Source organism: Ensifer sp. YR511, assembly GCF_900103045.1.
GTDB lineage: Bacteria > Pseudomonadota > Alphaproteobacteria > Rhizobiales > Rhizobiaceae > Ensifer > Ensifer adhaerens.
The window spans coordinates 109,019-132,906 of record NZ_FNGR01000006.1 but is presented as its reverse complement, the minus strand read 5'-3'; the positions used below and the strand labels follow the sequence as shown (position 1 = coordinate 132,906).

Below are 23,888 nucleotides of genomic sequence, written 5' to 3'. Positions count from 1 at the left end.
TAGAATGAGGAAATTGCTACTGGCATCTGCATCTCTCGCCGCACTCGCATCGGGGAGCGCGGGAACGGCGCTCGCCTGCGACCCGGATTACACCGGCGTCGAACTGACGGCGACCACACAGACCGGTCCTTACATTGCCTCGGCGCTGCAGCTTGCGGCCAAGGGCTGGGAGGAAAAGACCTGCGGCAAGGTCAAGGTCGTCGAGTTCCCGTGGTCGGAGCTCTATCCGAAGATCGTGACCTCGCTGACCTCTGGCGAAGACGCTTTCGACGTGATCGCCTTTGCACCGGCCTGGGCCCCTGATTTCACCGACTTCCTGTCGGAAATGCCGGCCGACATGCAGAAGGGCGCCGACTGGGACGATATCGCGCCCGTCTACCGCGAACAGCTGATGGTCTGGAACGGCAAGGTGCTGTCGCAGACGATGGACGGCGACGCCCATACCTACAGCTACCGCATCGACCTCTTCGAGAACGCCGACAACCAGAAGGCCTTCAAGGAAAAGTACGGCTACGATCTGGCGCCGCCGAAGACCTGGAAGCAGTACCTGGACATCGCCGAATACTTCAACCAGCCGGCCAACAACCTCTGGGGCACGGCGGAAGCCTTCCGGCGTGGCGGCCAGCAATTCTGGTTCCTGTTCAGCCACGTGGCCGGTTATACCAGCCACCCGGACAACCCGGGCGCCATGTTCTTCAATCCGGAAACGATGGATGCGCAGGTCAACAATCCCGGCTGGGTTCGTGGCCTCGAGGAATACATCCGGGCCTCAAAGCTCGCGCCGCCGAACGCGCTGAACTTCTCCTTCGGCGAAGTAAACGCCGCTTTTGCCGGCGGCCAGGTGGCGGAATCGATCGGCTGGGGTGATACCGGCGTCATCGGTGCCGACCCGAAGCAGTCGAAGGTGGCCGGCAATGTCGGCTCGGCATCGCTGCCGGGATCGGACGAGATCTGGAACTACAAGACCAAGAAGTGGGACAAGTTCGACCACGTCGTCCAGACCTCCTTCATGGCCTTCGGCGGTTGGCAGGCGGCAGTTCCCGCGACCTCGACCAAGCAGGAAGCAGCCTGGAACTACATCCAGTACCTGACGAGCCCGGCCGTCTCGGGCCAGGCGGCGATTACCGGCGGCACCGGTGTGAACCCTTACCGCATCTCGCACACGACCAATCTCGATCTCTGGTCGAAGATCTTCTCCGAGCGTGAGGCGAAGGAATATCTTGGTGCGCAGAAGGAGGCGGTGACCGCCAAGAACATCGCGCTCGACATGCGCCTTCCCGGCTACTTCTCCTATACCGAAGTGCTGGAGATCGAGCTTTCCAAGGCGCTTGCCGGCGAAGTGACGCCGCAACAGGCGCTCGATAGCGTCGCGGAACAGTGGAACAAGCTGACCGACGAGTTCGGCCGCGACAAGCAGCTTGCCGCCTATCGCGCCTCGATGGGCTTGCCGCAGCAGTAACGAACCCACGCCCGCCCCGAAACGATCGGGGCGGGCGCCACCGTCCCCGGCGAGACCGGGCACAGACAGCATCAGAGGCTACAGCATGTCACAGGTCCGATTGCAGCAGATCACCAAGTCCTTCGGGAGCGTCACCGTCATTCCGCCGCTCGATCTCGACATTGCCGATCGTGAGTTCGTCGTGCTCGTCGGTCCCTCCGGCTGCGGCAAGACGACGACGCTCAGGATGATTGCCGGCCTCGAAACTGCGACTTCGGGTTCGATCCGGATTGGCGATCGCGACGTGACCGATCTCAGACCGGGCCTGCGCAATTGCTCCATGGTGTTTCAGAATTACGCGCTCTATCCGCACATGACGGTCGCCGAGAACATCGGCTACGGCATGAAGGTGCGCGGCACGCCGAAGGCGGAGATCGAAAAGGCGGTAACGGATGCCGCTCGCATCCTCAACCTCGGCGCCTATCTCAATCGCAAGCCGAGCGCACTTTCGGGCGGCCAGCGCCAGCGCGTGGCGATCGGCCGGGCGATCGTACGCCAGCCGGATGTCTTCCTCTTCGACGAGCCGTTGTCGAACCTGGATGCCAAACTTCGCATCGAAATGCGCACCGAAATCAAGCTCTTGCACCGGCGTCTTCAGACGACTGCCGTTTACGTGACCCACGATCAGGTGGAAGCCATGACCATGGCCGACCGCGTCGTCGTCATGAACCAGGGCCGCATCGAGCAGGCGGCCGATCCGATCACGCTCTATGAGGCCCCCGCCAATCTTTTCGTCGCCGCCTTCATCGGTGCGCCGAGCATGAATTTCCTCGAGGGCCGGCTGGAGCGCGGCGATGGAGGGATGCAGTTCATAGCGGATGGGGACGTGGCCGTGGCTATCCCGGAAAACCGCGCCGAAAAACTCGGCGCCTACGTCGGAAAAGCGGTCGTGCTCGGCATCCGGCCGGAACATACGATGGCGGCGGACGCCAATGCGCCAACAGTCAGGCTGATCGTGCGCGATATCGAACCGCTCGGCCCGCATACGCTGGCTCTTGGCCGGGTCGGGCCCGCCGCTTTCACGGCGCAGGTTCACGCTGCGTCACGCATCGGCCCCGATGACCAGATCGCGGTGCCGATCGAGACGGAGAAAATGCATTTCTTCCTGAAGGAAACCGGTGGGGCGATCGGCCGCTGAGCGGATGGATGGCCGAAGGCGATGACGCCTCCGGCCTGCTGTCTTACTTCTTCTCGGCGCGTGCTGCGGCGAGGAAGGCGAGCTTCGCCGGCAGCTCCAGGTGCTTGGAGAGTGCCACGCGCTCCGGCGTGTAGTGATGCTCGACGTCGAGGCAGTTGACGGTGCCGAGCAGCTCGCCGCCGACAACGACCGGGATGTTGGCAACCGAGCCGCAGCCGAGCGACCAGATCGTCTCGTGGTCCGGGAAAACCTTGGCGATATCGGCGATGGTGTTGGCGACGAAGGTCTGGTGCGCCTTGTGCACGATGTCGAACCAGCTGTCGTAGCGGATCGGCTTGGTGCCCGAGGTCGGGTACTCCGCGGGGTGCGAGGTGTAGGCGCGGCGCGCGACTTCGTTGACCATGTCTACGGTCATGATGGTGAAGAGCTTGGCGCCGATCACCTGGCGGCTAAGCGTCTGCAATGCGGTCCATACCGCATCGGCATCGGTGGTCTTGGCAATGGCCGCGTCGAATTCCGCCAGCGCGGCAGCGATCTGTTCACTGTTCATGCTATGTCCTTGGGGTTACTCGATATCTTAGAAGGGGACAGACGAGAAATCGTCGGTGTTGTCCCATCCTAGTTGGCATGCGCGGCGCTGATCTGCATCAGCTCGCGCGAATAGGGATCCTTGAGGTCACCGCGCTTGAGGTCGGCGACATCGGCAATCTCGACGATCCGGCCCTGGCGCATGACAGCGAGGCGATCGCAGAGGAAGGAGACGACCGCCAGGTTGTGGGTGACCATCAGGAAGGTGAGGTTCTGCTCGCGCCGGAGGCGCTTCAACAGGTTGAGGATTTCGGCCTGGACCGAAACGTCGAGCGCGGATGTCGGCTCGTCGAGTAAGAGCACCTTCGGCTTCAGCATCAGTGCACGGGCAATCGCCACGCGCTGGCGCTGGCCGCCCGAGAGCTGGTGCGGAAAACGGAAGCGGAACTTGCGATCGAGGCCGACCGAGGTCATGACCTCTTCGATGCGGGCGTTGCGGTCGCCGATGCCGTGGATCGTCAGCGCTTCGCCGAGCGTGGCGTCGACCGTCTTTCGCGGGTGCAGCGAGCCGTAGGGATCCTGGAACACCATTTGGCACTGACGCGAAAAGGCGCGGTCGATGCCGTGGCCGCGGGGCGAGCCGAGCACGGTGATCTCGCCGGTCCATTCCGGCGCGAGACCTGCGATTGCCTTCAGCACCGTCGATTTTCCCGAGCCGCTTTCGCCGACAAGGGCAAAGCTCTCGCCGTCGGCGATATCGAGATTGACGTCGTGGGTGATCTGCACGTCGCCGTACGAGATGTCGAGGTTCTTCAGAGAGAGCGCGGTCATGCCTTGGCCCATGCGCTGCGGTCGAGCACCGGCAGCTCGTCCCGTGTTTCATCGAGGCGCGGAATGGAGGCGATCAGCCCGCGCGTATAGGGGTGCTTGGCCGCCATCAGTTCGCCGGCCTTGCATTCCTCGACCACCTCGCCGGTGTTCATCACGAGGATGCGGTCGCAATAGCTGGAGACGAGATTGAGGTCATGGCTGATGAAGATCAGGCCCATGCCCTTGCGTTTCACCAGTTCGTCGATGATGTCGAGCACCTGGGCCTGGACGGAAACGTCGAGCGCCGAGGTCGGCTCGTCGGCGATCAGAAGGTCCGGCTCGGGGATCAGCATCATCGCGATCATCACGCGCTGGCCCATGCCACCGGAGACTTCGTGCGGGTAGAGCTTGGCGACGCGTTCCGGATCTGCAATGCGCACCGATTCCAGCATCGTAAGCACGCGCGCGTTGACCTCGCGGCGCGGCAGCTTCTGGTGCGTCAGCAACGCTTCGGCGATCTGCTCGCCGATGGTCATGACCGGGTTCAGCGAGAACTTCGGGTCTTGCATCACCATGGAAATGCGGGCGCCGCGGATGGCGCGCATCTGCCGCTCGGACTGCTTCAGGAGGTCGACGCCGTCGAAGACGAGCTTGTCGGCGGTGACCCGACCCGGTGCCCGGATCAGCTGCAGGATCGAGCGACCGGTCATCGACTTGCCCGAGCCGCTCTCGCCGACGATGCCGAGGCGTTCGCGGCCGAGGGTGAAGGAGATGCCGCGCACGACTTCGAGATCACCGCGGGGCGTCGGGAAGGTGACGCGCAGGTTTTCGACTTCGAGAAGATTGCTCATCAGCGCTGCTCCCCGCTCTTCGGATCGAGCACGTCGCGCAGGCCATCACCGAGGAAGCAGAAGCCGAGGCTAACGAGAATGATGGCAAAGCCGGGCATGGTCGCGACCCACCACTGATCGAGAATGAAGGAGCGACCGCGCGAGATCATCGCGCCCCATTCGGGAAGTGGCGGCTGAGCGCCAAGTCCGATGAAGCCGAGACCGGCGGCCGTCAGGATGATGCCGGCCATGTCGAGCGTGACGCGGACGATCATCGATGAGGTGCAGAGCGGGAGCACGTGGCCGAGATTGACCCGGAGGCTCGACGCGCCGAGCAGACGCACCGCCGAAATGAATTCGGAGTTCTTGAAGGTCAGCGTCTCCGCACGAGCGACACGGGCATAGCCGGGCCAGGAGGTGATCGCGATGGCGATGATCGCGTTCTCGATGCCGGGACCAAGGGCTGCAACGAAGGCAAGCGCCAGGATGAGCTTCGGCAGCGACAGGAAGATATCGGTAATGCCCATCAGGATACGGTCGACCCAGCCACCGAAATAACCGGCAGCCACGCCGATCACCAGGCCGGCAGGGGCTGCGAGCACTGCAACCAGCGTGACGATGGCCAGCGTGATGCGTGAACCGTAGACAACGCGGGACCAGATGTCGCGGCCGAGTTCGTCGGTTCCCATCCAGTGGGCGGCACTCGGCGGCAGCAGGCGTTCGCTCAGCGACTGGCGCAGCGGATCATGGGTGGCGAGCCACGGCGCAAAGAGTGCGGTCAGCACCAGAACGAGGATGATGACGGCGCCGACAACGGCGAGCGGATTGCGCATCAGCGCGCCGAAGATGCGATAGAAGCGCCCGAGGCGCGCCTGCATCGGCGAGGCGGGGCTGTCGTCGATCAGCCAGTCGCGAAGTGTGGTCATGGTCGCTCCTCCCTTAGCGTGCACGCGGATCGAGCACGCGATAGAGCACGTCCGAAATCTTGTTGATGCCGATAAAGACCGCGCCGATGACGAGGGTCGAGCCGAGCACGGCCGACATGTCGGCATTGAGCAGAGCGACGGTCAGGTAGTTGCCGATGCCGGGCCAGGAGAAGATCGTCTCGATCATCACGGAGCCTTCGAGCAGGCCGGCATAGGACAGGCCGATAACGGTGATCAGCGGCACGCGGATCGGCCGGAAGGCATGGCGCCAGATGACCAGGCGCTCCGGCACGCCTTTGACCCGGGCGGTCGTCACATATTCCTGGCTCAGCTGGTCGAGCATGAAGGAGCGCGTCATGCGGGCGATATAGGCGAGCGAGAAGAAGCCGAGGCAGGACGCCGGCAGGATCAGGTGCCAGACGGCGTTGCGGAAGATCTCCCATTCGCCAGCAATGATGCTGTCGACAAGGATCAGGCCCGTGACCGGCGACACCATGCCGTCGTAAAAGATGTCGACACGGCCGGGGCCGCCGACCCATTTCAGCTTCGCGTAGAAAATCGCCAGGCCGACGAGACCGAGCCAGAAGGCAGGCACCGAATAACCGAGCAGACCGATGACGCGGATGCCCTGATCGAGCCAGGAGCCACGGCGGGCGGCGGCAAAAACACCGAGCGGCACGCCGATCAGCACGCCGAGCATGATGCCGAGCGTCGCCATTTCGAGTGTTGCCGGGAAGACGCGAGCGAGGTCCTCGATAACCGGCTTGCCCGTCGAAACCGATGTTCCGAAATTGAAGGTGGCGACGTCACGTACGTAGCTGACGAACTGGGTGATCAGCGGCTGGTCGAGCCCCATTTCCTGGCGCACGCGCTCATAGACGGCGACGGGTGCGCGGTCGCCGACGACAGCCAGAACCGGGTCGATCGGCACGATGCGGCCGATGAAGAAGGTGATTGCGAGCAGGCCGAGGAAGGTTATCGCAAGCGTTACCAGGAAGCCTGCCAGTGAAAGAAGGCGCTGCCGTCCCCGACTGGGTCTGGCGGCGCGGCGCGCCGGCGCTGCTGCTGTCGTGCTGTCGTTTGCCACGTGGCGTCACCATCCCTCTTCGCTTGCGGTCTCACTTGTCGATACCGCAAAAATTTGCTTGGAGTATATAAATAAGTTTGCTTAAATCAAAAAAATTTTACTGGGGCGGAAACGGGAGGAATAACCGCTGTGAGCGATCCGTCAGAGGATACGCAGGCCGCGTCGGGCAAATCGGCCGGGGCAGGGCAACCGAAGGTGGGCGCGCTGGTGCGTGCGCGCCGCCGGCAGATGCATATGACCCTGCAGACGCTCAGCGACGCAGCGGGCGTTTCGGTCGGCTATTTGAGCCAGATCGAGCGCGATCTTGCCATGCCCTCGCTCGGCACACTGGCCCAGATTGCGCAAGGCCTGGGCGCCGAACTCAACCATTTCATCCTGGCACCGGCGATCGACACCGGGCTTTCGCGCGCCGAGGGGCGCATGGTGTTTTCGGTCGGCGGCTCGCCTGTTTCCTATGAGCGCATTGGCGCGGATTTCGCCGGCAACCAGCTTTCGAGTTTCGTCATCACCATTCCGCCGGGGCATCGCTCCGAGGTCTTCAGCCATGAGGGCGAAGAGCTCGTCTACATGCTCGAAGGCGAGATCCTCTTCGGGCTCGATGGCGACGACACCATGCTTTCGCCTGGCGACGGCCTGCACTTCCGCGGCATCCAGCCCCACTACTGGTGGAACAAGACAGACGCACCCGTGCGGTTGATCTGGACCGGCACCCTGCCGCTCTTCCGGCCCCGCGCTTCCCAATCCAACGAGACCGGTCAGCCGCAATCGGCGCTGAAGCCGGCACCGACAAAAACCAAGCCTCATCGAAAATAGGAGAATGATGATGAGAATGTTCAAGGCTGCGGTCTTCGCGGCGTCCCTGATGATGAGCGTGGCGCCGGCCGCACTCGCCGAAACGCCAGCCGATGTGTTGGTCGTTGCCCAGAATATCGACGACATCGTCAGCATCGACCCGGCCGAGGCCTACGAGTTCTCCTCGGGCGAATACGTCACCCAGACCTATGACCGCCTGGTGCAGTACGATGCGCCCGACGTGAAGAAGCTGGCGCCGGGTCTTGCCTCCGAATGGACGGTCGACGATGCGGCAAAGACGATCACCTTCACGCTGCGTGATGGCGTTACCTTTTCCTCCGGCAATCCGCTGCGTGGCGAAGACGTCGTCTACTCCTTCAAGCGCGTCGTCGTTCTCAACAAGGCGCCGGCCTTCATCCTGACGCAGCTCGGCTGGACGCCCGAAAACATCGACAAGATGGTGACCGCCGCAGGTAACAAGGTCACGGTCAAGTATGACGGCGACTTCTCGTCGGCCTTCGTTCTCAACGTTCTCGCCGCTCGCCCGGCTTCGGTGATCGACGCGGAAACCGTCAAGGCCAACGAGGCCGATGGCGACTTTGGCAATGCCTGGCTCAAGGCCAATTCGGCCGGTACCGGCCCGTTCGTGCTCAAGGCCTTCCGCGCCGGCGAGCTGCTCAACCTTGCGAGCAACCCGAACTACTTCGGCGGCGCTCCTGTTATCAAGGGCGTCATCATCCGTCACGTGGCCGAAGCCGCAACCCAGCAGCTGATGCTGCAGACCGGCGACGTCGACATGGCGAAGAACCTGACCCCGGACCAGGTTTCGGGTCTTGAAGGCAAGGACGGCGTGAAGGTCGAATCCTATCCGCAGGCCGCCGTACACTTCCTGTCGTTCAACCAGAAGGACGAAGCATTGCAGCCGGAAGCCGTCTGGGAAGCCGCTCGCTACCTCGTCGACTACAAGGGCATGACCGACAGCTTCCTCAAGGGCCAGATGGAAGTTCACCAGGCCTTCTGGCCGAAGGGCTTCCCGGGCTCGCTCGACGAGACCCCCTACAGCTACGATGTTGAAAAGGCGAAGAAGATCCTGGCCGATGCCGGCATCAAGACGCCGATCAAGGTGACCCTCGACGTCATCAACTCGACGCCGTTCACCGACATGGCGCAGTCACTGCAGGCGTCCTTCGCCGAAGCCGGGATCAACTTCGAGATCATCCCGGGCACCGGTAGCCAGGTCATCACCAAGTACCGCGCGCGCACCCACGAAGCGATGCTGCTCTATTGGGGCCCGGACTTCATGGACCCGCATTCGAACGCCAAGGCCTTCGCCTATAACGAAGACAACGCCGACGACAAGTATCAGTCGACGACCACCTGGCGTAACGGCTGGGCGGTTCCGGCGGAACTCAACGAAGCGACCAAGGCAGCCCTCAAGGAAGCCGATCCGGCCAAGCGCGACGCGCTTTATGTCGACCTGCAGCGCAAGGTGCAGGAAAAGTCGCCGATCGTGATCATGTTCCAGGCCGCGACCCAGGTCGCGATGAAGGACAAGGTCGAAGGCTACGTCAATGGCGCCATCTCGGACTATGTCTTCTACCGCCTGGTGAAGAAGAACTGATCCGCCAGCGATCGCCCTTGCGCCGATGAGAAAAAGGCGCACATATCAAAACGCCCTGGGCCTTCCGGCCCGGGGCGACGTGTTTCTACCGATCGGTTTGATAAGTTCTGGGAAGGTTTTACGACATGGCGGATGTGAAGGTGAGAACGCGGGAAACCGGTGCGACGGCTGTGGTCGGCAAGACCGGCTTTCCGCATGTGACCTCGGTCACCGGTGGTGAACTCGATATCGTCACCGGCCCGTCGCAGGCGGGCTACGGCCCGCTCGATCTGCTCTATGCGTCGCTCGCAAGCTGCCTGGTGCTGAGCGCCCGCATCGCCGCCAGCCGTTTTGGCGTGCTCGACCGGCTGACGGAAGTGAGTGCCAAGGTGACGGGCGAGAAAGCCCATGACGAGCCGTCCCGCGTCGCAAAATTCAACATCGTCTTCGACATCAAGGGTGATTTTGACGACACGGTCCGCCATGCGATCGCGGAAGCCGCCGAAAACGAGATCTGCACCGTTAGCAATACGATCCGCGGCAATCCGGAATTCGTGACCGAGTTTGCCCACTGACGTTCATTGGGTCTCAGCGTCCAACAAAAGGGCGGGCTGCCATTGGCAGCCCGCCCTTTTTGATGCAACTGGCAGAAGGACTCAGGCCGGTTGCGGCGTAAGCGCCTCCGGTTGACGCCGACCGATCGTCAGCACCAGCAGGGCCGCGACAATGCAGAGCATCCCGGCGGCAATCAGCGCCGGCGTATAGGTTTCAAGCGACGTCCGGCTGGCGCCTGCGAGGAAGGTCGCACTGGCCGCACCCAGCTGGTGACCGGTGAAGACCCAGCCGAAGACGAGGGCGGCGCGTTCCGGACCGAAGCGTTCGGCCGAAAGTTTCACCGTCGGCGGTACCGTCGCGACCCAATCCAGGCCGTAGAAGATCGCAAAGATCGACAGCGTGTAGATGTTGAAGCCGCTGAACGGCAGGAACATCAGCGACAGGCCGCGAAGGCCGTAGAACCAGAAGAGCAGCCAGCGGTTGTCATAACGGTCCGAGAGCCAGCCGGAACCGATGGTGCCGATCAGATCGAATACGCCGATCAGCGCCAGCAGGCTGGCTGCTGCGACGGGGGCAATACCAACATCGCCGCAGATCGAAACCCAATGGGTCTGGATCAGCCCGTTGGTGCTGAAGCCGCAGACGAAGAAGGTCGCAAACAGCACCCAGAAGGTGTTGGTCTTGGCGGCGTCGGAAAGCGCCCGGATCGGTGCCATCAGCAGTTCCCCGAAGCTCTTCGCCTTCGGCGGCGCCGCCACCATTTGCTTGCCGCCGAAGGGCGCAAGGCCAAGGTCCCCAGGGCGATCCTGCATCAGAAGCAGGACCAGGGTGAAGGCCGCAAGCAGGATGACGATGATCAGCGTCAGCGCCGAGCGCCAGCCGATCGTTTCGGTGAGAGAAGCGAGCAACGGCAGGAAGACCAGCTGGCCGGTGGCGTTGCTGGCGGTCATCAGCCCGACGACGAGCCCGCGCCGTTTGTCGAACCAGCGCGTTGCGACCGTCGCGCCGAGCACCAGCGCCGTCATGCCGGTACCCACGCCGAGCACGACGCCCCAGATCGCCACCAGGTGCCAGAGTTCCGTCATGTAGAACGAGGCGGCGATGCCGGAGATGATCAGGATCAGCGCCGTAGACACGACCGGGCGCACGCCGAAATGGTTCATGAACGAGGCTGCGAACGGACCGAGCAGACCGAAAAGGCAAAGCCGGATGGCGAGCGCCAGCGAGATTTGCGCATTGGTCCAGCCGAATTCGGTCTCGAGCGGTTTGATGAGCACGCCGGCCGAGCCCATGGCGCCCGCTGTCGAAAGCATGACCAGGAAGGTGACGGCGGCGACAGCCCAGCCGTAGTGGATATTGCGTCTGGCAAGATAACGCGCAAGCGCCGGACCGAGCATCGTCGACTTCCTTTCGTCGGTGTTTTTAGGGCGTGCGACAGCGCTGCGCGGGCTTTCGGAGCGCAGGTCGCAGATTGAACTGTTGTTTGGCAGTTTTCTGCCGGTTCCTGGCAGCTTAGGCTGCCCGGATTCTTCTGGCCTCAAGTCGCAGACTGCGACCAGAAAGTTGGTCTGGAAACGAGGCGCTAGAGCGCCAGCAGCAGGTCCTCCAGCTGGGCGGCGGCGTCGGCTCCCAGCCGCGCCTCGATCTTGTCCTGAGCGGCCTGCCAGAGCGGCGCGCCGTCAGCCAGTATCCGGTGGCCGCTCTCCGTAAGCTCGACAATGGCCTCCCGCTGATCCTTTCCGCTTCCAGTTGCGGTCAATCCCATTCCCTCCAGCACTTTGACGTTGCGGCTGACCGTCGATCGCTCGAGTTCGATCTTGCGGCCAAGCTCGGTCATCGAGATCGGTTCATCGCGCGCGATGTGTCGAAGCAGGCTGAACTGGGCAAGGTTAAGACCAATCGGCTGCAGCGCGTCGTCATAGACTGACGTCACTCGCCGGGTGGCTTTGCGTAAGAGGGCACAATAGCAACGAGACATAATGTGTGTATATACACGCAAGCGATCGACGTCAACCGTTTCTTGGTGTGAAGGCGCTGTTCGAAGCGATCAGCGGTCCAAGCGAAACTGAAGAACGTGGTTGGGGTAAGCCTTGTCGCCGATCGTGAAATGGGTTTGTCCCGCCATCTCAAAGCCACTCGCGAGGTAGAAGGCCGTGGCTTTTTCGTTTTCGGCGTTCACCGCCAGCCAGGTGCCTAGCTGGCCCGTGTCCAGGCAGAATTGCAGGCCGGTCTTCAGGAGTGCCTTGCCGAGGCCGCGACCATGGTGACGGGGCTGGACATAGAGCGTCGTGATTTCCAGGTCGGAGGCGATATCGACCGGTGCCGGCGAATTCGCGGACATGCGCAAGAAGCCGTCGATACCGACAACGTTCTGCGAAACCCAGACGGTCTCGTTGCGGTCGCCCAGAATTTCTTCGAAGCGCGCGGTGGTAAAGTGCTGCAGCGCATAATCGGCAAAGAATGCGTTGACGCCATCCCTGATATACGTGTTCAGCCAGACTTCCAGGCTGATCGCCGCAAGGCTTGACGCATCCGCGACGGTCGCGCGCCTGATTGTCATATCGTTTGTCACGCTGCTCTTCACTGTCTCAATCGACGAAGGGTTCCAGTTCCTTGTCGAACTCCACTTCGACGACATTGTTGAAAAGCGCCGTCGCCACCATGATACCGGAGAAAGCGACGAGGTCGACCAGCGCCTTGGCGTCGTAGCGTGCCTTGAGGCCAACCCAGATTTCCTCCGTAACGGCATTGCTGTCGGCGACGATGGCGCGGCCGAACGCGATCAGGCGCTGTTCGTCTTCGCTCGGCACGTCCGTGTGAAAATCGATGCCGGCATTGGCGAAGGCGCGACGAAAGAAGCCCATGGCGATTGGGGATTTCATGGCCTCCGAAATGGAATGGGAGAGGAACCAGATCGCCCTGTCGTCGAGGGTAGGGCGTAGTTCCTCGCGGAGCGTGAACCATTCCGCATAGATCCGGTGCGCGACCGGCGAATGTAAAAGCGTGCGCTTCATGTTGGTCATGCGGCCACGCACGCGCACCTCCTCGTCGTGGGCGGCGCGGATTTCATCCGAGGCGGTGTCGTAGTCGATCTGGGGGATATGGCTCATGGTCATGCCTGTCTTGGTCGTGCGCGAGCTGCGCAGATGATGGGTAGGAGCGTCAGACGGTGCTGAGCAGAATGCTCGTTTCGCTGTTCGACACGCCCTCGACGTCGCGCACTTCGCGCAGGATGCGGTCGAAATCGCTGAGGCTGTTGGCGCGGATTTCGGCGACCAGGTCCCAACCGCCGTTGGTGGTGTGCAGGGCATAAAGTTCCGGCAGGCCGCGCAGGTATTTGATCACCTTGGTGGTGTTTCGGCCGCTCACCTCGATCATCATGATCGCACGGATGGCGCGATCGTCATAATCCTGCCGCACGCGCAGCGTGAAGCCCAGGACCGCGCCGCTTTCGAGCAGCCGGTCGATGCGAGTCTGCACGGTCGCCCTCGATATGCCGAGCACCGCAGCGATCTTGGAGTAGGGCGCGCGCCCGTCTTCTCGCAGGAGCGAGATGAGCTGGTGGTCGAGGTCATCGAAGATATGCATGAAAGGTGTATATTACGATTGCGCAAATTGCTCAATATGTCCTGTAATTTTGCGCAGGTTTAAAATTTCAACTCACTTCTTGCAAGCCTAGGCTGACTTCATCGAATTTCTCCGATGGAGTTTTAAACGTGGTTCAGTATGTCGGTGTCGGCAACGTAATCGAGCTGGTCAAATCGATCGGCATTGAGACGTTTCTTGTGGGTCTTGCGGAATACATCGAAGACGATTTCCGCCGGTGGAACGTTTTCGAAAAAACTCCGCGGCTGGCCAGCCACTCGAAGACCGGCGTCATCGAGTTGATGCCGACCTCGGACGGCGAGCACTACGGCTTCAAATACGTCAACGGCCATCCGAAGAACCCCAATGTCGGCCTGCAGACGGTGACCGCCTTCGGCGTTCTTTCCGACGTCAGCACCGGCTACCCCTGTCTCGTTTCCGAAATGACGATCATGACGGGACTGCGCACGGCGGCGACATCGGCGCTTGCCGCGAAGTACCTCGCACGTCCTGATGCCCGCTCGATGGCGATCATCGGTCTCGGCGCCCAGTCCGAATTCCAGGCGCTCGCCTTCCGCGCCCTTCTTGGCGTCAAGCGCCTTCAGGTCTTCGATATCGATGCGGAAGCCGCCGCCAAGTTCTGCAACAACCTCTCGGATATGGACTTCGACATCGTCGTCGCAACCACGGCGGAAGAAGCGGTTGCTGGCGCGGACATCATCACGACCGTCACGGCCGACAAGCGCAATGCCACGATCCTCTCCGACAACATGGTGGGCGCCGGCGTTCACATCAACGCCGTTGGCGGCGATTGCCCCGGCAAGACGGAGTTGCAGGGGGACATCCTGCGCCGCGCCGACGTCTTCGTCGAATATCCGGAACAGACCCGCATCGAGGGCGAGATCCAGCAGATGGCGCCGGACTTCCCGGTCACCGAACTCTGGCAGGTGATTGCCGGCGAGGCCGAAGGCCGTCGCTCGAGCGCCCAGATCACCATCTTCGATTCCGTCGGTTTTGCTACCGAAGACTTCTCGGCCCTGCGCTTCCTGCGCGACAAGATCCAGGGTACCGCATTCTACACCGAGCTCGACCTGACGACCCAGCCGGACCATCCGCGCGATCTCTACGGCCTGTTCCGGCAGCAGCCGGCGGTCCCTGCCGAGCGGAGTGCCGCATAACATGAAGAGACTGTCCGTACAGGCGCCGAAGGGCGTCGTGATGATCCGCCCGCACCACTTCGGCCCCAACCCGATGACGGCCAAGGACAATGCCTTCCAGGCGACCGACGCGGCGCGCCAGCCGACTGCGATCGCCAAGGCCGCCTATGACGAAGTCAGCCGCATGGCCGACGGGCTTTCGAACGCCGGCGTCGCAGTCCATCTCTTCGAAGACGAGACGACGACGCGGCCGGACTCGGTGTTCCCCAACAACTGGTTCTCGACCCATTCGGGTGGCCATGTCGCGATCTATCCGATGTATTCGGAAAGCCGTCAAAGCGAGCGCCGCTCCGACATCATCGAGATGCTGAAGAACGAGTACCGCGTTCAGGACGTGATCGATTACTCCGGCCTTGAAAAGGACGGCGTCTACCTCGAAGGCACGGGCGCCATGGTGCTCGACCATATCGGTCGCGTCGCCTATGCCGCACGTTCCAACCGCACCAATGAAGTGGCGCTAGAACGCTTCTGCACCCACTTCAATTTCGAGCCGATGATCTTCGGCGCGGTCGATCGCCAGGGCAACTCGATCTACCACACCAACGTGCTGATGTGCATCGGCACCGAGTTTGCGCTGATCGGCACGAGCATGATCCCGGATCTCGCCCGTCGCCAGGAGATCTGCTTGCGGCTTGAGGAAACCGGCCGCCAGGTCATCGATCTGACGCTGGAGCAAATCGAGAACTTCGCCGGCAATGCCATCGAACTCGACGGTGCCGATGGCCGCGTCGTGGTCATGTCGGCTCGCGCGCTCGCCTCGCTCCGCGCCGACCAGATCAAGGCGCTCGAAGTCTCTGCCCGTGTTCTCGCCTTCGACGTTCCGACCATCGAGCTCGCGGGCGGCTCCGTGCGCTGCATGCTCGCTGGCGTTCACCTGTCACGTCGGGAAAACGTGAACAAGCAACCGCTTTACGCCGCCATGTCCGATCGATAGAAGCACCTCATCCAAGCCAAAGGTCTACAAATGTCGCAGTCACGCCCCGTCTACCAGTTCAACAACATCATCGTCCGCACCCCGTCGAAGTCGGTCGTCAACGGCCTTCGCGCCGATGACCGCGGCAACCCCACCTTCGAAGGTGTAAAGGCAGAACACGATGCCTATATCGCGGCGATGAAGGACGCGGGCGTCAAGGTGACGGTGCTGCCGGCGCTCGAAGCCTTCCCGGACTCGATCTTCGTCGAAGATCCGGCGCTGGTCTTCACCGAAGGCGCGATCCTCTTGCGTCCGGGTGCCGAAACCCGCGTCAAGGAAACGCCGGAGATCGAGCCGACGCTTCGCGCCATGTTCGAAACGGTTCTCGATCTGCCAGGCACCGGCTTTGCCGATGGCGGCGACGTTCTGACCACCCGCGAAAGCGTGATGATCGGTCTTTCGGCCCGTACCAACAAGGTTGGCGCCGAAGCACTTCAGGCCTGCCTGACCAAGCTCGGTCGCAAAAGCGAGATCGTCGCCACGCCGGAAGGCGTGCTGCACTTCAAGACCGATTGCTCGCTGCTCGACGACGAGACCGTGCTTTCGACCGCGCGCCTCGCCAAGTCCGGCGCCTTCGAGCGCTTCAAACAGGTGATCATTCCCGAAGGCGAAGAGCCGGCAGCGAATGCGCTGCGCGTCAACGACGTCGTCATGGTCGGCTCGGACTTCCCGCGCACGATCGAGATGCTCGACAAGCTCGGCTACAAGGTCGTGCCGATGAAGACGACGGAGATCGGCAAGATCGACGCAGGTCTTTCCTGCATGTCGCTGCGCTGGTTCAGCAACACGCTCTGATCCGACGCAATCCCCGAGGAGGAACATTATGAAGACGTTGAAGACCGCCCTGTTCGCAGGGATCGCCCTTTCCATGGCTGCCGGCAGCGCGTTTGCCGAGGAGACGCTGCGCCTCGGCATGACGCCGGAGCCTTACATGCCGTTCACCCAGGTGAACGCCGGCGGCGAGTGGGAGGGCCTTGAAGCCGATCTCTCCCGCGCGCTCTGCGAGAAGATGGCCGTCAAGTGCGACATCAACCAGATGGCCTGGGACGGTCTCATCCCGTCGCTGAAGGAAAACAAGGTCGATTTCATCATCGGCGCCTTCTCGATCACCGACGAGCGCCGCCAGGTCGTCGATTTCTCGACGCCCTATTACACCGAAGGCACGTCCTTCGTTGGCTCCAAGGGTGACACGAGCGAGATCAAGACGGCCGACGCCGCCGACGGTTCTGGCAAGATCATTGACCCGGCAAGCGTCGAGGGCAAGATCATCGGCGTGCAGACGTCGAGCGTGCAGTCGGCCTATGTCGCCAAGTACCTGACCGGCGCCGAAGCCAAGAGCTACGACACCGCCGACAACTCGGTCGCCGACCTCATCGCCGGTCGCGTCGACTACGTGCTCATCCCCGACCTCTACATCCAGACCTTCCTGAAGACGCCTGAAGGCGCCGACTACGAGGTCAAGGTCGAAGTGCCGAAGAACGTCACGCTCGGCGAAGGCGTCGCCTATGCCGTCCGCAAGGGTGACGCTGCGACCCTCGACAAGGTCAATGCCGGCCTTGCCGCGCTCGAAAAGGATGGGACGACGCAGAAGCTCGTCGACAAGTGGATCTTCGGCAAGAAGTAAACCGGATTTCGGAGGGCGGCGGCCAGCGTCGCCGCCCTCATTCGCCAAAACCGGCCGCAGCGCCGGGGCACCATCGCAGCAACCGCTACAGCCACCTTGCCCGCACCGATCGGGCAGCGGCGTAGGGGCTGACGAGACAATCGGGAACAGGTAACGACGGATGGACTATTACTGGCAATTGCTTGCCTGGGGCGGCGAGGGCTGGGGCGACGATTTCGCCTGGGGCCTGGTGATGACCCTGCAGGTCTCCGTGGTCGCCTATGCGGTTGCGGTTCTCTTCGGCTTCCTGGGCGCTGCCGGCAAACTGTCGAAGCACCGGATCCCGCGTTTCCTTGCCGATATCTACACGACGGTCGTGCGCTCGCTGCCTGAGTTGCTCGTCATCCTGCTTCTCTATTTCTCGGTCGCGAGCGGTGCCGAGCGGCTGTTGAAGCACTTCGGGCTCGTTGCCGAAACCTTTCAGTTCAGCTCGTTCTGGGCGGCGATCATCGCGCTCGCCTTTGTTTCCGGCGCCTTCATGACCGAGGTGCTGCGCTCGGCCTTCCTCTCCGTGCCGCCGGGCCAGATCGAGGCGGCGGTTTCGATCGGCATGAACAGGCGCAAGGTCTTCACCCGCATCATCTTCCCGCAGATGATGCGCCACGCGGTCCCCGGCATGGGCAATCTCTGGCTGTCTATCACCAAGGAAAGCGCCATCATCAGCGTGCTCGGCTCCTTCAGCGAGCTGCTCTACACGGGCTATCGCGCGGCGGCAGGCACCAAGCAGTACATCTTCTTCTACGGGCTGACGGCCATTCTGTTTCTGGCAATTACGCTCGTTTCCGTCCTGGTGATCGCCCAGATCGAGCGCCGCCTCAATCGGGGGCACAACTGATGGAAACGATCTCCAACGTCGTCGGCTTCCTGCCGGCGCTGATCAAGGCGACACCGCTCACGCTGCTTCTGACGGCGGTCGCCGGCGTCTTCGGCCTCGTCATCGGCACGCTCGTGGCGCTCGCCCGGCTTTCCGGTCGCCGCGTGCTTTCGGTTCCGGCCTATGTCTTCACCTTCGCCTTCCGCGGCACGCCGCTTCTGGTGCAGATCTACCTGATCTATTACGGCCTCGGGCAAATCCTACCCGGCACCTGGGTGCGCCATAGCTTCCTCTGGCCCTATCTGCGTGACGGCCTGTGGTATGCGATCTTTGCACTCAGCCTCAACCAGGCTTCCTACAATGCCGAGGTCATCCGCGGCGCGATCAAGGCGATCCCGCGCGGCCAGATCGAGGCGGCAAAATCGATCGGCATGCGCTCGTCGATGGTCCTGCGCCGCATCACCCTGCCGCAGGCGTTCCGCTCGTGCCTGCCGGTTTTGACGGGTGACCTGATCATCCTGCTGAAGACGACGTCGCTTGCCTCGACCATCACCATTCTTGAGGTCATGGGCACCGCCCGCATGCTGCAGCGCCAGTCGCTGCTGATCTTCGAACCGCTGATTGCCGCCGGCATCATCTATTTCACCGTCGTGTTCATCCTGACGCGCATCATGGGCGTCGTCGAGAAGCGGCTCACGCGCTACCGCACGGCGAAGGCATAAAGAGGAGACGCGCCACGGCGCGCGAGAGGAATGAACATGGTCGCATCAGCGCTTTCGGTGAAGAACATTCACAAGAGCTTCGGGTCCGTCGAGGTGCTGAAAGGCGTCTCCTTCGAGGCGAAGTCCGGCGACGTCATCTCGCTGATCGGCAGCAGCGGCTCGGGCAAGAGCACGCTTCTGCGCTGCATCAACTATCTGGAGACGCCGGACGAGGGCGAGATCTCCGTCTCGGGCGAGGTGATCCGCACCGTCAAGGGCAAGGACGGCAAGTTCCATGCAGCCGACAAGCGGCAGCTCGAACATATCCGCACGCGCCTCGGCATGGTGTTCCAGAGCTTCAACCTCTGGTCCCACAAGACCATTCTCGAAAACATCATCGAAGGGCCGATCCACGTGCTCGGCATGACCAAGAAGGATGCGATCGGCGAAGCCGAACTGCTGATGGAGAAGGTCGGCATCACGCCCAAGCGCGACCACTATCCGAATCAGCTCTCGGGCGGTCAGCAGCAGCGCGCGGCAATTGCCCGGGCGCTGGCGATGAAGCCTGAGGTGATGCTTTTCGACGAGCCGACCTCGGCGCTTGATCCGGAACTCGTCAACGAGGTGCTGCTCGTCATCAAGAAGCTCGCCGAAGAGGGCCGCACCATGGTGATGGTCACCCATGAAATGTCACTCGCCCGTGATATCTCCAGCGAAGTGATCTTCCTGCACAAGGGATTGGTCGAAGAACGCGGCGCGCCGTCTGAGATGATGCGTGACCCGCAATCGGCGCGCCTGCGCCAGTTCCTGCAGATGGCTTGAGGAGGCCCCGATGCGCGACACCAATTTTTCCGAGTTCCTGCCCGAACTCGTCGATATCCGCCACAAGCTGCACGAAATGCCCGAGATCGGCCTTTCCGAGGTGAAGACCTCGGAGTTCGTTGCGGGACTGCTGCAGTCCTGGGGTTTCGAGGTTACGCGCGGTCTTGCGACAACCGGCATCGTTGCAACGCTGAAGCGTGGCAACAGCAACCGCGCCATCGGCTTTCGTGCCGACATGGACGCGCTCCCGATGCACGAAGAGACCGGTCTTGTTTACCAGAGCAAGCATCCGGGCGCGATGCATGCCTGCGGCCACGACGGTCATACCAGCATGCTGCTCGGTGCCGCCTGGGCGCTGTCGAAGGACGCGAGCTTCAACGGTACGGTTCATCTGATCTTCCAGCCGGCCGAGGAAAACTTCGGCGGCGGCAAGCTGATGATCGAAGACGGCCTTTTCGAGCGCTTCCCTTGCGAGCGGGTCTATGCGCTTCACAACTGGCCGGGTCTTCCGGTCGGCCAGTTCTCCAGCCGCGCCGGTGCCATGGCGGCATCGATCGACGTGCTGACGCTGACGATCAAGGGTAAGGGCGGCCACGGCGCCCAGCCGGAACTGACGGTCGACCCGGTCGTCGTCGGTTCCAGCGTGGTGATGGCGCTGCAGACGCTGGTTTCGCGCAATGTGTCGCCGCACCAGCCGTCCGTGTTGACGGTCGGCTCGTTCCAGGCGGGCTCGGCCTCGAATATCATTCCGGATACCGCAGTGCTGGAAATCAGCATGCGCGCGATGGATCCTGTTGTTCGCAAGCAGTTGCAGGAGCGCGTCGAGCAGATCGCCCGCCTGCAGGCGGAAAGCTACAACGCCGAAGCCGTCTTTGACTGGCAGGTCGGTTATCCCGCGACGATCAACGATGCTGAGGCGGTCGAGGATGCGCGTGCGGTGATTGCCGACACATTCGGCGCTGATGCCTATGTCGAGCTTCCCGAGCCGTTGATGGGCAGCGAGGATTTCTCCTTCCTGCTGGAAAAGGTGCCGGGCGCCTATGTGCTGATCGGCAATGGCGACAGCAGCGGACTGCACACAACCCGCTACGATTTCAACGACGACATCCTTGAGCGCGGCGCGACCTATTTCTACCAGCTCGCACGCGCGGCGCTCGTTTAAGCGCGAGGAATCAAACGCCCGGCCGCTCAGGTGGCCGGGTGCATGTCTCCAAAGACCGTCGGGATCAGTTCCGACACGGTTGGGTGGATATGAACCGCGTGCGTGATCGTCGTGTAGGGCTTGCCCGCATACATCACGTCGAGGATGCTCTGCACTGCCTCGTCGCCGCTCGTTCCGAGGATCGAAGCACCGAGGATCTCCTTGCTGTCGCCGTCGACGATCACCTTCATGAAGCCTTCGGTCTCGCCCTTTTCCACGGCGCGGCCGACGCGGGTCATCGGCCTCGTGCCGATGAGCAGCTTGCGCCCCGATTTGCGCGCCTCGGTCTCGGTCATGCCGGCGCGACCGAGCGGTGGATCGATGAAGAGGCCGTAGGTCGAAATGCGATCGCTGACCTTCCGCGCCTCTCCGTCGAGCAGATTGGCGGCGATAATCTCGAAGTCGTTATAGGCCGTATGAGTGAAGGCGCCGCGTCCATTGCAGTCGCCCATCGCGAAGATGTGCGGTACGTTGGTCCTGAGCGTCTCGTCGACTTCGACATAGCCGCGGGCGTCGGTCTTGACGCCGCTCCGGCCGAGCTCGAGGTCGTCCGTGTTTGGCCGGCGGCCGGTTGCAAGCAGCAGGTGAGAGCCGACGATCTCGGGCGCGCCCGCCGTGCAATCCACGCCGGCGACCACATCGTCGCCGCTCCTGGCAAAGCGGATGCATTCGGCATTGAGGCGAAACTGGATGCCCTCTTTTTCGAGGATCGCGAGAATGGCGTCTGAAACGTCCGCATCCTCCCGGCCGATCAGCCGCGGCCCCTTCTCGATTACGGTGACCTCGGAGCCGAAGCGACGGAACATCTGCGCAAACTCGAGTCCGATATAGCTGCCGCCGACGACGATCAGGTGGCGGGGCAGGGTGTCGAGATCCATGATCGAGACGTTGGTGAGATAGGGCACCTCTGCGACACCAGGGAAATCCGGGGTTGCGGCGCGTCCGCCGACATTCAGAAAGATCTGGTCGGCCGAGAGCAGCGCGTCGCCGACTCGGATCTCATGCGGGCTTTCGAAGCGCGCATGGCCTTCGAAGACGGTGCAGTTCTCCATGCCTTTCAGCCAGTTTTCGATGTTTCCCCTGGACGTGAACCGCACCGTGTCCTTGCGCGCCATGACGCGGGTAAAGTCGATGGTGACGGGACCGGTCGTCACGCCATAGTCCGCGCCCCGTCGCGCCAGATGCGCGGCATAGGCGCTCGCGACCATCGCCTTGGTCGGCATGCAGCCGGTGTTGACGCAGGTGCCGCCGAAGTGCTTGCGCTCGATCAGCGCGACGGTTTTGCCCGCTGCCGTCAGCCGGCCGGCAAGCGATGGGCCGGCCTGGCCGGCACCGATGATGATTGCGTCGAAATGTTTCGTCATGAGACCGAGGACACCACCCAGAGTGCGAGGAGAACGGCAACAGCATCCTCGAGAAGGGCGATCGGCAGGTCCTTGCCGCCGATGGCCGCGACGAGGCGCTTGCGGGCTTCATAGCCGCCGAGCGTGCCGATGACGGCACCGATAACGCCGGCGACCAATCCTTGGAGCATAGCATGTCCGGTCAATCCGAGCGCGGCCCCGCAGAACGCGCCGCTGACGATGCGGGCGCCGAACTGTTGCGGCACCTTTCGGCTCGGTGTGCTCGGCAATTGGTCGGTGACGAACTCAACTAGGGCCAGAAGGCCGAAGATGTAAGGTGTGAAGCGAAAGCCCATGAAGGCCGCCCAGGTACCGCTGAGCGGCAACCATCCCGCGGCTGCGCCAATACTGACGGCGGCGGGTGCGGTCATGGTGCGCAGGCCAGCGACCACGCCGATAATGAGCGTCAGAAAATAGATCGACATCGTGTCCCCGAACGTTCGCCGGGCGAACCCAAGCCACCAGCCCCCAAGCGGTTCGGGTCGAGCGGCATCGCAACCAAGAGTGAAAGCGGGTGTTTCTGGCGGGCCGCGATCAGAGTGGCCGACAACGCCGGCGATTGCAACGCCCAATCAGCTACCGCCATAAACGGTAGTCTATGCTTTCGATCGTGTTTATCAATGTAGGAAAATATTCGCCTGCCACAGTCTCTGGATGCAACCCTATTTTTTGCCGGGGGCTGACATATATGGAATGGCTTGCCCCGACGGAGCGGACGTTCCGTGATCAAACTTGCGCATCGAAATCCGAGGAGAAACCTATGCGCCTGACCAGACTGCTTATCGGAACTGCCCTTGCCTTCACCTTGACTGCCGCCGCGGCGAGCGCCGATGTGGTCGTATCCTCGAAGATCGACACGGAGGGCGGCGTGCTCGGCAACATCATCCTTGCCGTGCTCAACGCCAACAACATAAAGACGGTCGATCGCGTCCAGCTTGGGGCGACGCCGGTCGTACGCAAGGCGATCACCGCCGGCGAGATCGACATCTATCCGGAGTATACCGGCAATGCCGCCTTTTTCTTCGAAAAGGCCGACGATCCGGTCTGGAAGGATGCCGCCAAGGGCTACGAGACGGCCAAGAAGCTCGACTATGACGCCAACAAGATCGTCTGGCTGACGCCATCGCCGGCCAACAACACCTGGGCGATCGGCCTACGCAAGGAAGTCGCTGACGAAAACAAGCTGAAGACGCTGAGCGATTTCGGCAAGTACATCGCTGGCGGCGGCAAGGTCGTGCTCGCGGCGTCGTCGGAATTCGTGAATTCGGCCGCCGCACTGCCGGCCTTCCAAACCACCTACGGCTTCACCTTGAAGCAGGACCAACTGATCACGCTTTCCGGCGGTGATACCGCGGCAACGATCGCGGCCGCGGCGAACCAGACCAACGGTGCGAACGCAGCCATGGTCTATGGCACCGACGGCGGCATCGCCCCGTCCGGGCTCGTGGTCCTGGAAGACGACAAGGCCGTCCAGCCCGTCTATCAGCCGGCCCCGATCATTCGCGAAGCGGTGCTCAAGGAAAACCCGCAGATCGAGGAACTCTTGAAGCCCGTGTTCGAGAAACTGGACCTGGTGACGCTGCAAGACCTGAACGGTCGCGTGCAGGTCGGCGGCGAACCGGCCAAGGCGGTCGCCGAGGACTTCCTGAAGAAGAACGGCTTTCTGAAATAAGTTGACGGAGATCCGGGACGCTGGTCGGATGGCTGGCGTTCCGGGGATAGGCCTGCAGGTGCCGGAGATGCGC

The 23,888-nt window shown here is 62.4% G+C and carries 26 protein-coding genes; 14 read left to right on the top strand and 12 right to left on the bottom strand.

The window, feature by feature from the left end:
• Nucleotides 1–4: 4 nt before the first annotated feature.
• Together BLU15_RS13655 and BLU15_RS13650 are read left to right on the top strand one after the other, a co-directional pair.
• On the top strand, nucleotides 5–1,459 hold the full coding sequence (locus tag BLU15_RS13655) for an extracellular solute-binding protein (RefSeq protein ID WP_034799450.1): 1,455 nt from the start codon (nucleotides 5–7) through the stop codon (nucleotides 1,457–1,459).
• An 85-nt stretch (nucleotides 1,460–1,544) separates the two neighbouring features.
• On the top strand, nucleotides 1,545–2,636 hold the full coding sequence (locus BLU15_RS13650) for an ABC transporter ATP-binding protein (RefSeq protein ID WP_090295915.1): 1,092 nt from the start codon (nucleotides 1,545–1,547) through the stop codon (nucleotides 2,634–2,636).
• A gap of 43 nt (nucleotides 2,637–2,679) precedes the next feature.
• Here the strand turns inward: BLU15_RS13650 and BLU15_RS13645 are convergent, their stop codons facing one another.
• The 5 genes from BLU15_RS13645 to BLU15_RS13625 form a co-directional block, all read right to left on the bottom strand.
• Entirely contained in the window at nucleotides 2,680–3,186 is a 507-nt protein-coding gene (locus BLU15_RS13645) for a GAF domain-containing protein (RefSeq protein WP_034799456.1), read from the bottom strand.
• Nucleotides 3,187–3,254: 68 nt separating this feature from the next.
• Nucleotides 3,255–3,995 (bottom strand): ABC transporter ATP-binding protein, encoded by a 741-nt coding sequence (locus BLU15_RS13640; RefSeq protein WP_034799753.1) that lies wholly within the window; start codon nucleotides 3,993–3,995, stop codon nucleotides 3,255–3,257.
• Entirely contained in the window at nucleotides 3,992–4,825 is an 834-nt protein-coding gene (locus BLU15_RS13635) for an ABC transporter ATP-binding protein (protein WP_034799458.1), read from the bottom strand. The genes BLU15_RS13640 and BLU15_RS13635 overlap by 4 nt, the downstream gene beginning before the upstream one ends.
• A complete protein-coding gene (locus BLU15_RS13630; protein ID WP_034799460.1) occupies nucleotides 4,825–5,730 on the bottom strand; it encodes an ABC transporter permease in 906 nt (301 codons plus the stop codon). Before BLU15_RS13630 ends, BLU15_RS13635 begins: the two co-directional genes overlap by 1 nt.
• Before the next feature lie 13 nt (nucleotides 5,731–5,743).
• A complete protein-coding gene (locus BLU15_RS13625; protein WP_051659494.1) occupies nucleotides 5,744–6,817 on the bottom strand; it encodes an ABC transporter permease in 1,074 nt (357 codons plus the stop codon).
• Nucleotides 6,818–6,946: 129 nt separating this feature from the next.
• On the opposite strand from BLU15_RS13625, the gene BLU15_RS13620 reads away from it, so the two are divergent.
• From BLU15_RS13620 to BLU15_RS13610, 3 genes are all read left to right on the top strand, one after another.
• Nucleotides 6,947–7,630 (top strand): helix-turn-helix domain-containing protein, encoded by a 684-nt coding sequence (locus BLU15_RS13620; RefSeq protein WP_034799462.1) that lies wholly within the window; start codon nucleotides 6,947–6,949, stop codon nucleotides 7,628–7,630.
• Between the two features lie 10 nt (nucleotides 7,631–7,640).
• Nucleotides 7,641–9,230 carry an ABC transporter substrate-binding protein gene (locus BLU15_RS13615; RefSeq protein ID WP_090296064.1) on the top strand — a complete coding sequence of 530 codons (1,590 nt, stop codon included), beginning with the start codon at nucleotides 7,641–7,643 and terminating at the stop codon, nucleotides 9,228–9,230.
• A gap of 125 nt (nucleotides 9,231–9,355) precedes the next feature.
• Entirely contained in the window at nucleotides 9,356–9,784 is a 429-nt protein-coding gene (locus tag BLU15_RS13610) for an OsmC family protein (protein WP_060518277.1), read from the top strand.
• Nucleotides 9,785–9,865: 81 nt separating this feature from the next.
• Here the strand turns inward: BLU15_RS13610 and BLU15_RS13605 are convergent, their stop codons facing one another.
• The 5 genes from BLU15_RS13605 to BLU15_RS13585 form a co-directional block, all read right to left on the bottom strand.
• The gene (locus tag BLU15_RS13605) at nucleotides 9,866–11,161 is read right to left on the bottom strand and encodes an MFS transporter (RefSeq protein WP_034799465.1); all 1,296 of its coding nucleotides are present in this window, start codon (nucleotides 11,159–11,161) and stop codon (nucleotides 9,866–9,868) included.
• Between the two features lie 185 nt (nucleotides 11,162–11,346).
• The gene (locus tag BLU15_RS13600) at nucleotides 11,347–11,742 is read right to left on the bottom strand and encodes a MarR family winged helix-turn-helix transcriptional regulator (protein ID WP_034799468.1); all 396 of its coding nucleotides are present in this window, start codon (nucleotides 11,740–11,742) and stop codon (nucleotides 11,347–11,349) included.
• A 69-nt stretch (nucleotides 11,743–11,811) separates the two neighbouring features.
• Nucleotides 11,812–12,336 (bottom strand): GNAT family N-acetyltransferase, encoded by a 525-nt coding sequence (locus BLU15_RS13595; protein ID WP_034799471.1) that lies wholly within the window; start codon nucleotides 12,334–12,336, stop codon nucleotides 11,812–11,814.
• A gap of 16 nt (nucleotides 12,337–12,352) precedes the next feature.
• Nucleotides 12,353–12,874: a carboxymuconolactone decarboxylase family protein gene (locus BLU15_RS13590; RefSeq protein ID WP_034799759.1), complete on the bottom strand. Its 522-nt coding sequence runs from the start codon at nucleotides 12,872–12,874 to the stop codon at nucleotides 12,353–12,355.
• Between the two features lie 52 nt (nucleotides 12,875–12,926).
• Nucleotides 12,927–13,352, bottom strand: a complete 426-nt coding sequence (locus BLU15_RS13585) for an Lrp/AsnC family transcriptional regulator (protein WP_034799473.1) — start codon at nucleotides 13,350–13,352, stop codon at nucleotides 12,927–12,929.
• 92 nt (nucleotides 13,353–13,444) lie between these two features.
• Between BLU15_RS13585 and BLU15_RS13580 the strand changes: the two genes are divergently transcribed.
• From BLU15_RS13580 to BLU15_RS13545, 8 genes are all read left to right on the top strand, one after another.
• The gene (locus tag BLU15_RS13580) at nucleotides 13,445–14,527 is read left to right on the top strand and encodes an ornithine cyclodeaminase (protein ID WP_060530301.1); all 1,083 of its coding nucleotides are present in this window, start codon (nucleotides 13,445–13,447) and stop codon (nucleotides 14,525–14,527) included.
• 1 nt (nucleotide 14,528) lies between these two features.
• Nucleotides 14,529–15,500 carry a citrulline utilization hydrolase CtlX gene (ctlX, locus tag BLU15_RS13575; RefSeq protein WP_034799479.1) on the top strand — a complete coding sequence of 324 codons (972 nt, stop codon included), beginning with the start codon at nucleotides 14,529–14,531 and terminating at the stop codon, nucleotides 15,498–15,500.
• Between the two features lie 30 nt (nucleotides 15,501–15,530).
• Nucleotides 15,531–16,334 carry a dimethylarginine dimethylaminohydrolase family protein gene (locus BLU15_RS13570; protein WP_034799482.1) on the top strand — a complete coding sequence of 268 codons (804 nt, stop codon included), beginning with the start codon at nucleotides 15,531–15,533 and terminating at the stop codon, nucleotides 16,332–16,334.
• A 28-nt stretch (nucleotides 16,335–16,362) separates the two neighbouring features.
• Entirely contained in the window at nucleotides 16,363–17,163 is an 801-nt protein-coding gene (locus BLU15_RS13565; RefSeq protein ID WP_034799485.1) for a transporter substrate-binding domain-containing protein, read from the top strand.
• A gap of 160 nt (nucleotides 17,164–17,323) precedes the next feature.
• Complete coding sequence (locus BLU15_RS13560; protein WP_034799489.1) at nucleotides 17,324–18,037, top strand: ABC transporter permease; 714 nt, start codon at nucleotides 17,324–17,326, stop codon at nucleotides 18,035–18,037.
• On the top strand, nucleotides 18,037–18,738 hold the full coding sequence (locus tag BLU15_RS13555) for an ABC transporter permease (protein WP_060586196.1): 702 nt from the start codon (nucleotides 18,037–18,039) through the stop codon (nucleotides 18,736–18,738). Before BLU15_RS13560 ends, BLU15_RS13555 begins: the two co-directional genes overlap by 1 nt.
• Nucleotides 18,739–18,774: 36 nt before the next feature.
• Nucleotides 18,775–19,539, top strand: a complete 765-nt coding sequence (locus BLU15_RS13550) for an ABC transporter ATP-binding protein (RefSeq protein ID WP_090296061.1) — start codon at nucleotides 18,775–18,777, stop codon at nucleotides 19,537–19,539.
• A gap of 10 nt (nucleotides 19,540–19,549) precedes the next feature.
• Nucleotides 19,550–20,701 carry a M20 aminoacylase family protein gene (locus BLU15_RS13545; protein WP_090295907.1) on the top strand — a complete coding sequence of 384 codons (1,152 nt, stop codon included), beginning with the start codon at nucleotides 19,550–19,552 and terminating at the stop codon, nucleotides 20,699–20,701.
• A 26-nt stretch (nucleotides 20,702–20,727) separates the two neighbouring features.
• Here BLU15_RS13545 and BLU15_RS13540 read toward each other — a convergent pair whose 3' ends face one another.
• Together BLU15_RS13540 and BLU15_RS13535 are read right to left on the bottom strand one after the other, a co-directional pair.
• Nucleotides 20,728–22,104, bottom strand: a complete 1,377-nt coding sequence (locus tag BLU15_RS13540; RefSeq protein ID WP_090295904.1) for an FAD-containing oxidoreductase — start codon at nucleotides 22,102–22,104, stop codon at nucleotides 20,728–20,730.
• Complete coding sequence (locus tag BLU15_RS13535; protein WP_034799505.1) at nucleotides 22,101–22,568, bottom strand: membrane protein; 468 nt, start codon at nucleotides 22,566–22,568, stop codon at nucleotides 22,101–22,103. The genes BLU15_RS13540 and BLU15_RS13535 overlap by 4 nt, the downstream gene beginning before the upstream one ends.
• Before the next feature lie 335 nt (nucleotides 22,569–22,903).
• On the opposite strand from BLU15_RS13535, the gene BLU15_RS13530 reads away from it, so the two are divergent.
• Nucleotides 22,904–23,815, top strand: coding sequence for a glycine betaine ABC transporter substrate-binding protein OsmF (locus BLU15_RS13530; protein ID WP_060518255.1), 912 nt, complete (start codon nucleotides 22,904–22,906; stop codon nucleotides 23,813–23,815).
• Nucleotides 23,816–23,888: the final 73 nt, after the last annotated feature.

What these genes read in the sequence shown, in the direction of transcription:
- BLU15_RS13655 (WP_034799450.1), top strand. Translation starts at nt 5, where the DNA reads ATGAGGAAATTGCTACTGGCATCTGCATCTCTCGCCGCACTCGCATCG.
- BLU15_RS13650 (WP_090295915.1), top strand. Translation starts at nt 1,545, where the DNA reads ATGTCACAGGTCCGATTGCAGCAGATCACCAAGTCCTTCGGGAGCGTC.
- BLU15_RS13645 (WP_034799456.1), bottom strand. Translation starts at nt 3,186, where the DNA reads ATGAACAGTGAACAGATCGCTGCCGCGCTGGCGGAATTCGACGCGGCC.
- BLU15_RS13640 (WP_034799753.1), bottom strand. Translation starts at nt 3,995, where the DNA reads ATGACCGCGCTCTCTCTGAAGAACCTCGACATCTCGTACGGCGACGTG.
- BLU15_RS13635 (WP_034799458.1), bottom strand. Translation starts at nt 4,825, where the DNA reads ATGAGCAATCTTCTCGAAGTCGAAAACCTGCGCGTCACCTTCCCGACG.
- BLU15_RS13630 (WP_034799460.1), bottom strand. Translation starts at nt 5,730, where the DNA reads ATGACCACACTTCGCGACTGGCTGATCGACGACAGCCCCGCCTCGCCG.
- BLU15_RS13615 (WP_090296064.1), top strand. Translation starts at nt 7,641, where the DNA reads ATGAGAATGTTCAAGGCTGCGGTCTTCGCGGCGTCCCTGATGATGAGC.
- BLU15_RS13610 (WP_060518277.1), top strand. Translation starts at nt 9,356, where the DNA reads ATGGCGGATGTGAAGGTGAGAACGCGGGAAACCGGTGCGACGGCTGTG.
- BLU15_RS13605 (WP_034799465.1), bottom strand. Translation starts at nt 11,161, where the DNA reads ATGCTCGGTCCGGCGCTTGCGCGTTATCTTGCCAGACGCAATATCCAC.
- BLU15_RS13600 (WP_034799468.1), bottom strand. Translation starts at nt 11,742, where the DNA reads ATGTCTCGTTGCTATTGTGCCCTCTTACGCAAAGCCACCCGGCGAGTG.
- BLU15_RS13590 (WP_034799759.1), bottom strand. Translation starts at nt 12,874, where the DNA reads ATGAGCCATATCCCCCAGATCGACTACGACACCGCCTCGGATGAAATC.
- BLU15_RS13585 (WP_034799473.1), bottom strand. Translation starts at nt 13,352, where the DNA reads ATGCATATCTTCGATGACCTCGACCACCAGCTCATCTCGCTCCTGCGA.
- ctlX (WP_034799479.1), top strand. Translation starts at nt 14,529, where the DNA reads ATGAAGAGACTGTCCGTACAGGCGCCGAAGGGCGTCGTGATGATCCGC.
- BLU15_RS13570 (WP_034799482.1), top strand. Translation starts at nt 15,531, where the DNA reads ATGTCGCAGTCACGCCCCGTCTACCAGTTCAACAACATCATCGTCCGC.
- BLU15_RS13565 (WP_034799485.1), top strand. Translation starts at nt 16,363, where the DNA reads ATGAAGACGTTGAAGACCGCCCTGTTCGCAGGGATCGCCCTTTCCATG.
- BLU15_RS13560 (WP_034799489.1), top strand. Translation starts at nt 17,324, where the DNA reads ATGGACTATTACTGGCAATTGCTTGCCTGGGGCGGCGAGGGCTGGGGC.
- BLU15_RS13555 (WP_060586196.1), top strand. Translation starts at nt 18,037, where the DNA reads ATGGAAACGATCTCCAACGTCGTCGGCTTCCTGCCGGCGCTGATCAAG.
- BLU15_RS13550 (WP_090296061.1), top strand. Translation starts at nt 18,775, where the DNA reads ATGGTCGCATCAGCGCTTTCGGTGAAGAACATTCACAAGAGCTTCGGG.
- BLU15_RS13545 (WP_090295907.1), top strand. Translation starts at nt 19,550, where the DNA reads ATGCGCGACACCAATTTTTCCGAGTTCCTGCCCGAACTCGTCGATATC.
- BLU15_RS13540 (WP_090295904.1), bottom strand. Translation starts at nt 22,104, where the DNA reads ATGACGAAACATTTCGACGCAATCATCATCGGTGCCGGCCAGGCCGGC.
- BLU15_RS13535 (WP_034799505.1), bottom strand. Translation starts at nt 22,568, where the DNA reads ATGTCGATCTATTTTCTGACGCTCATTATCGGCGTGGTCGCTGGCCTG.
- BLU15_RS13530 (WP_060518255.1), top strand. Translation starts at nt 22,904, where the DNA reads ATGCGCCTGACCAGACTGCTTATCGGAACTGCCCTTGCCTTCACCTTG.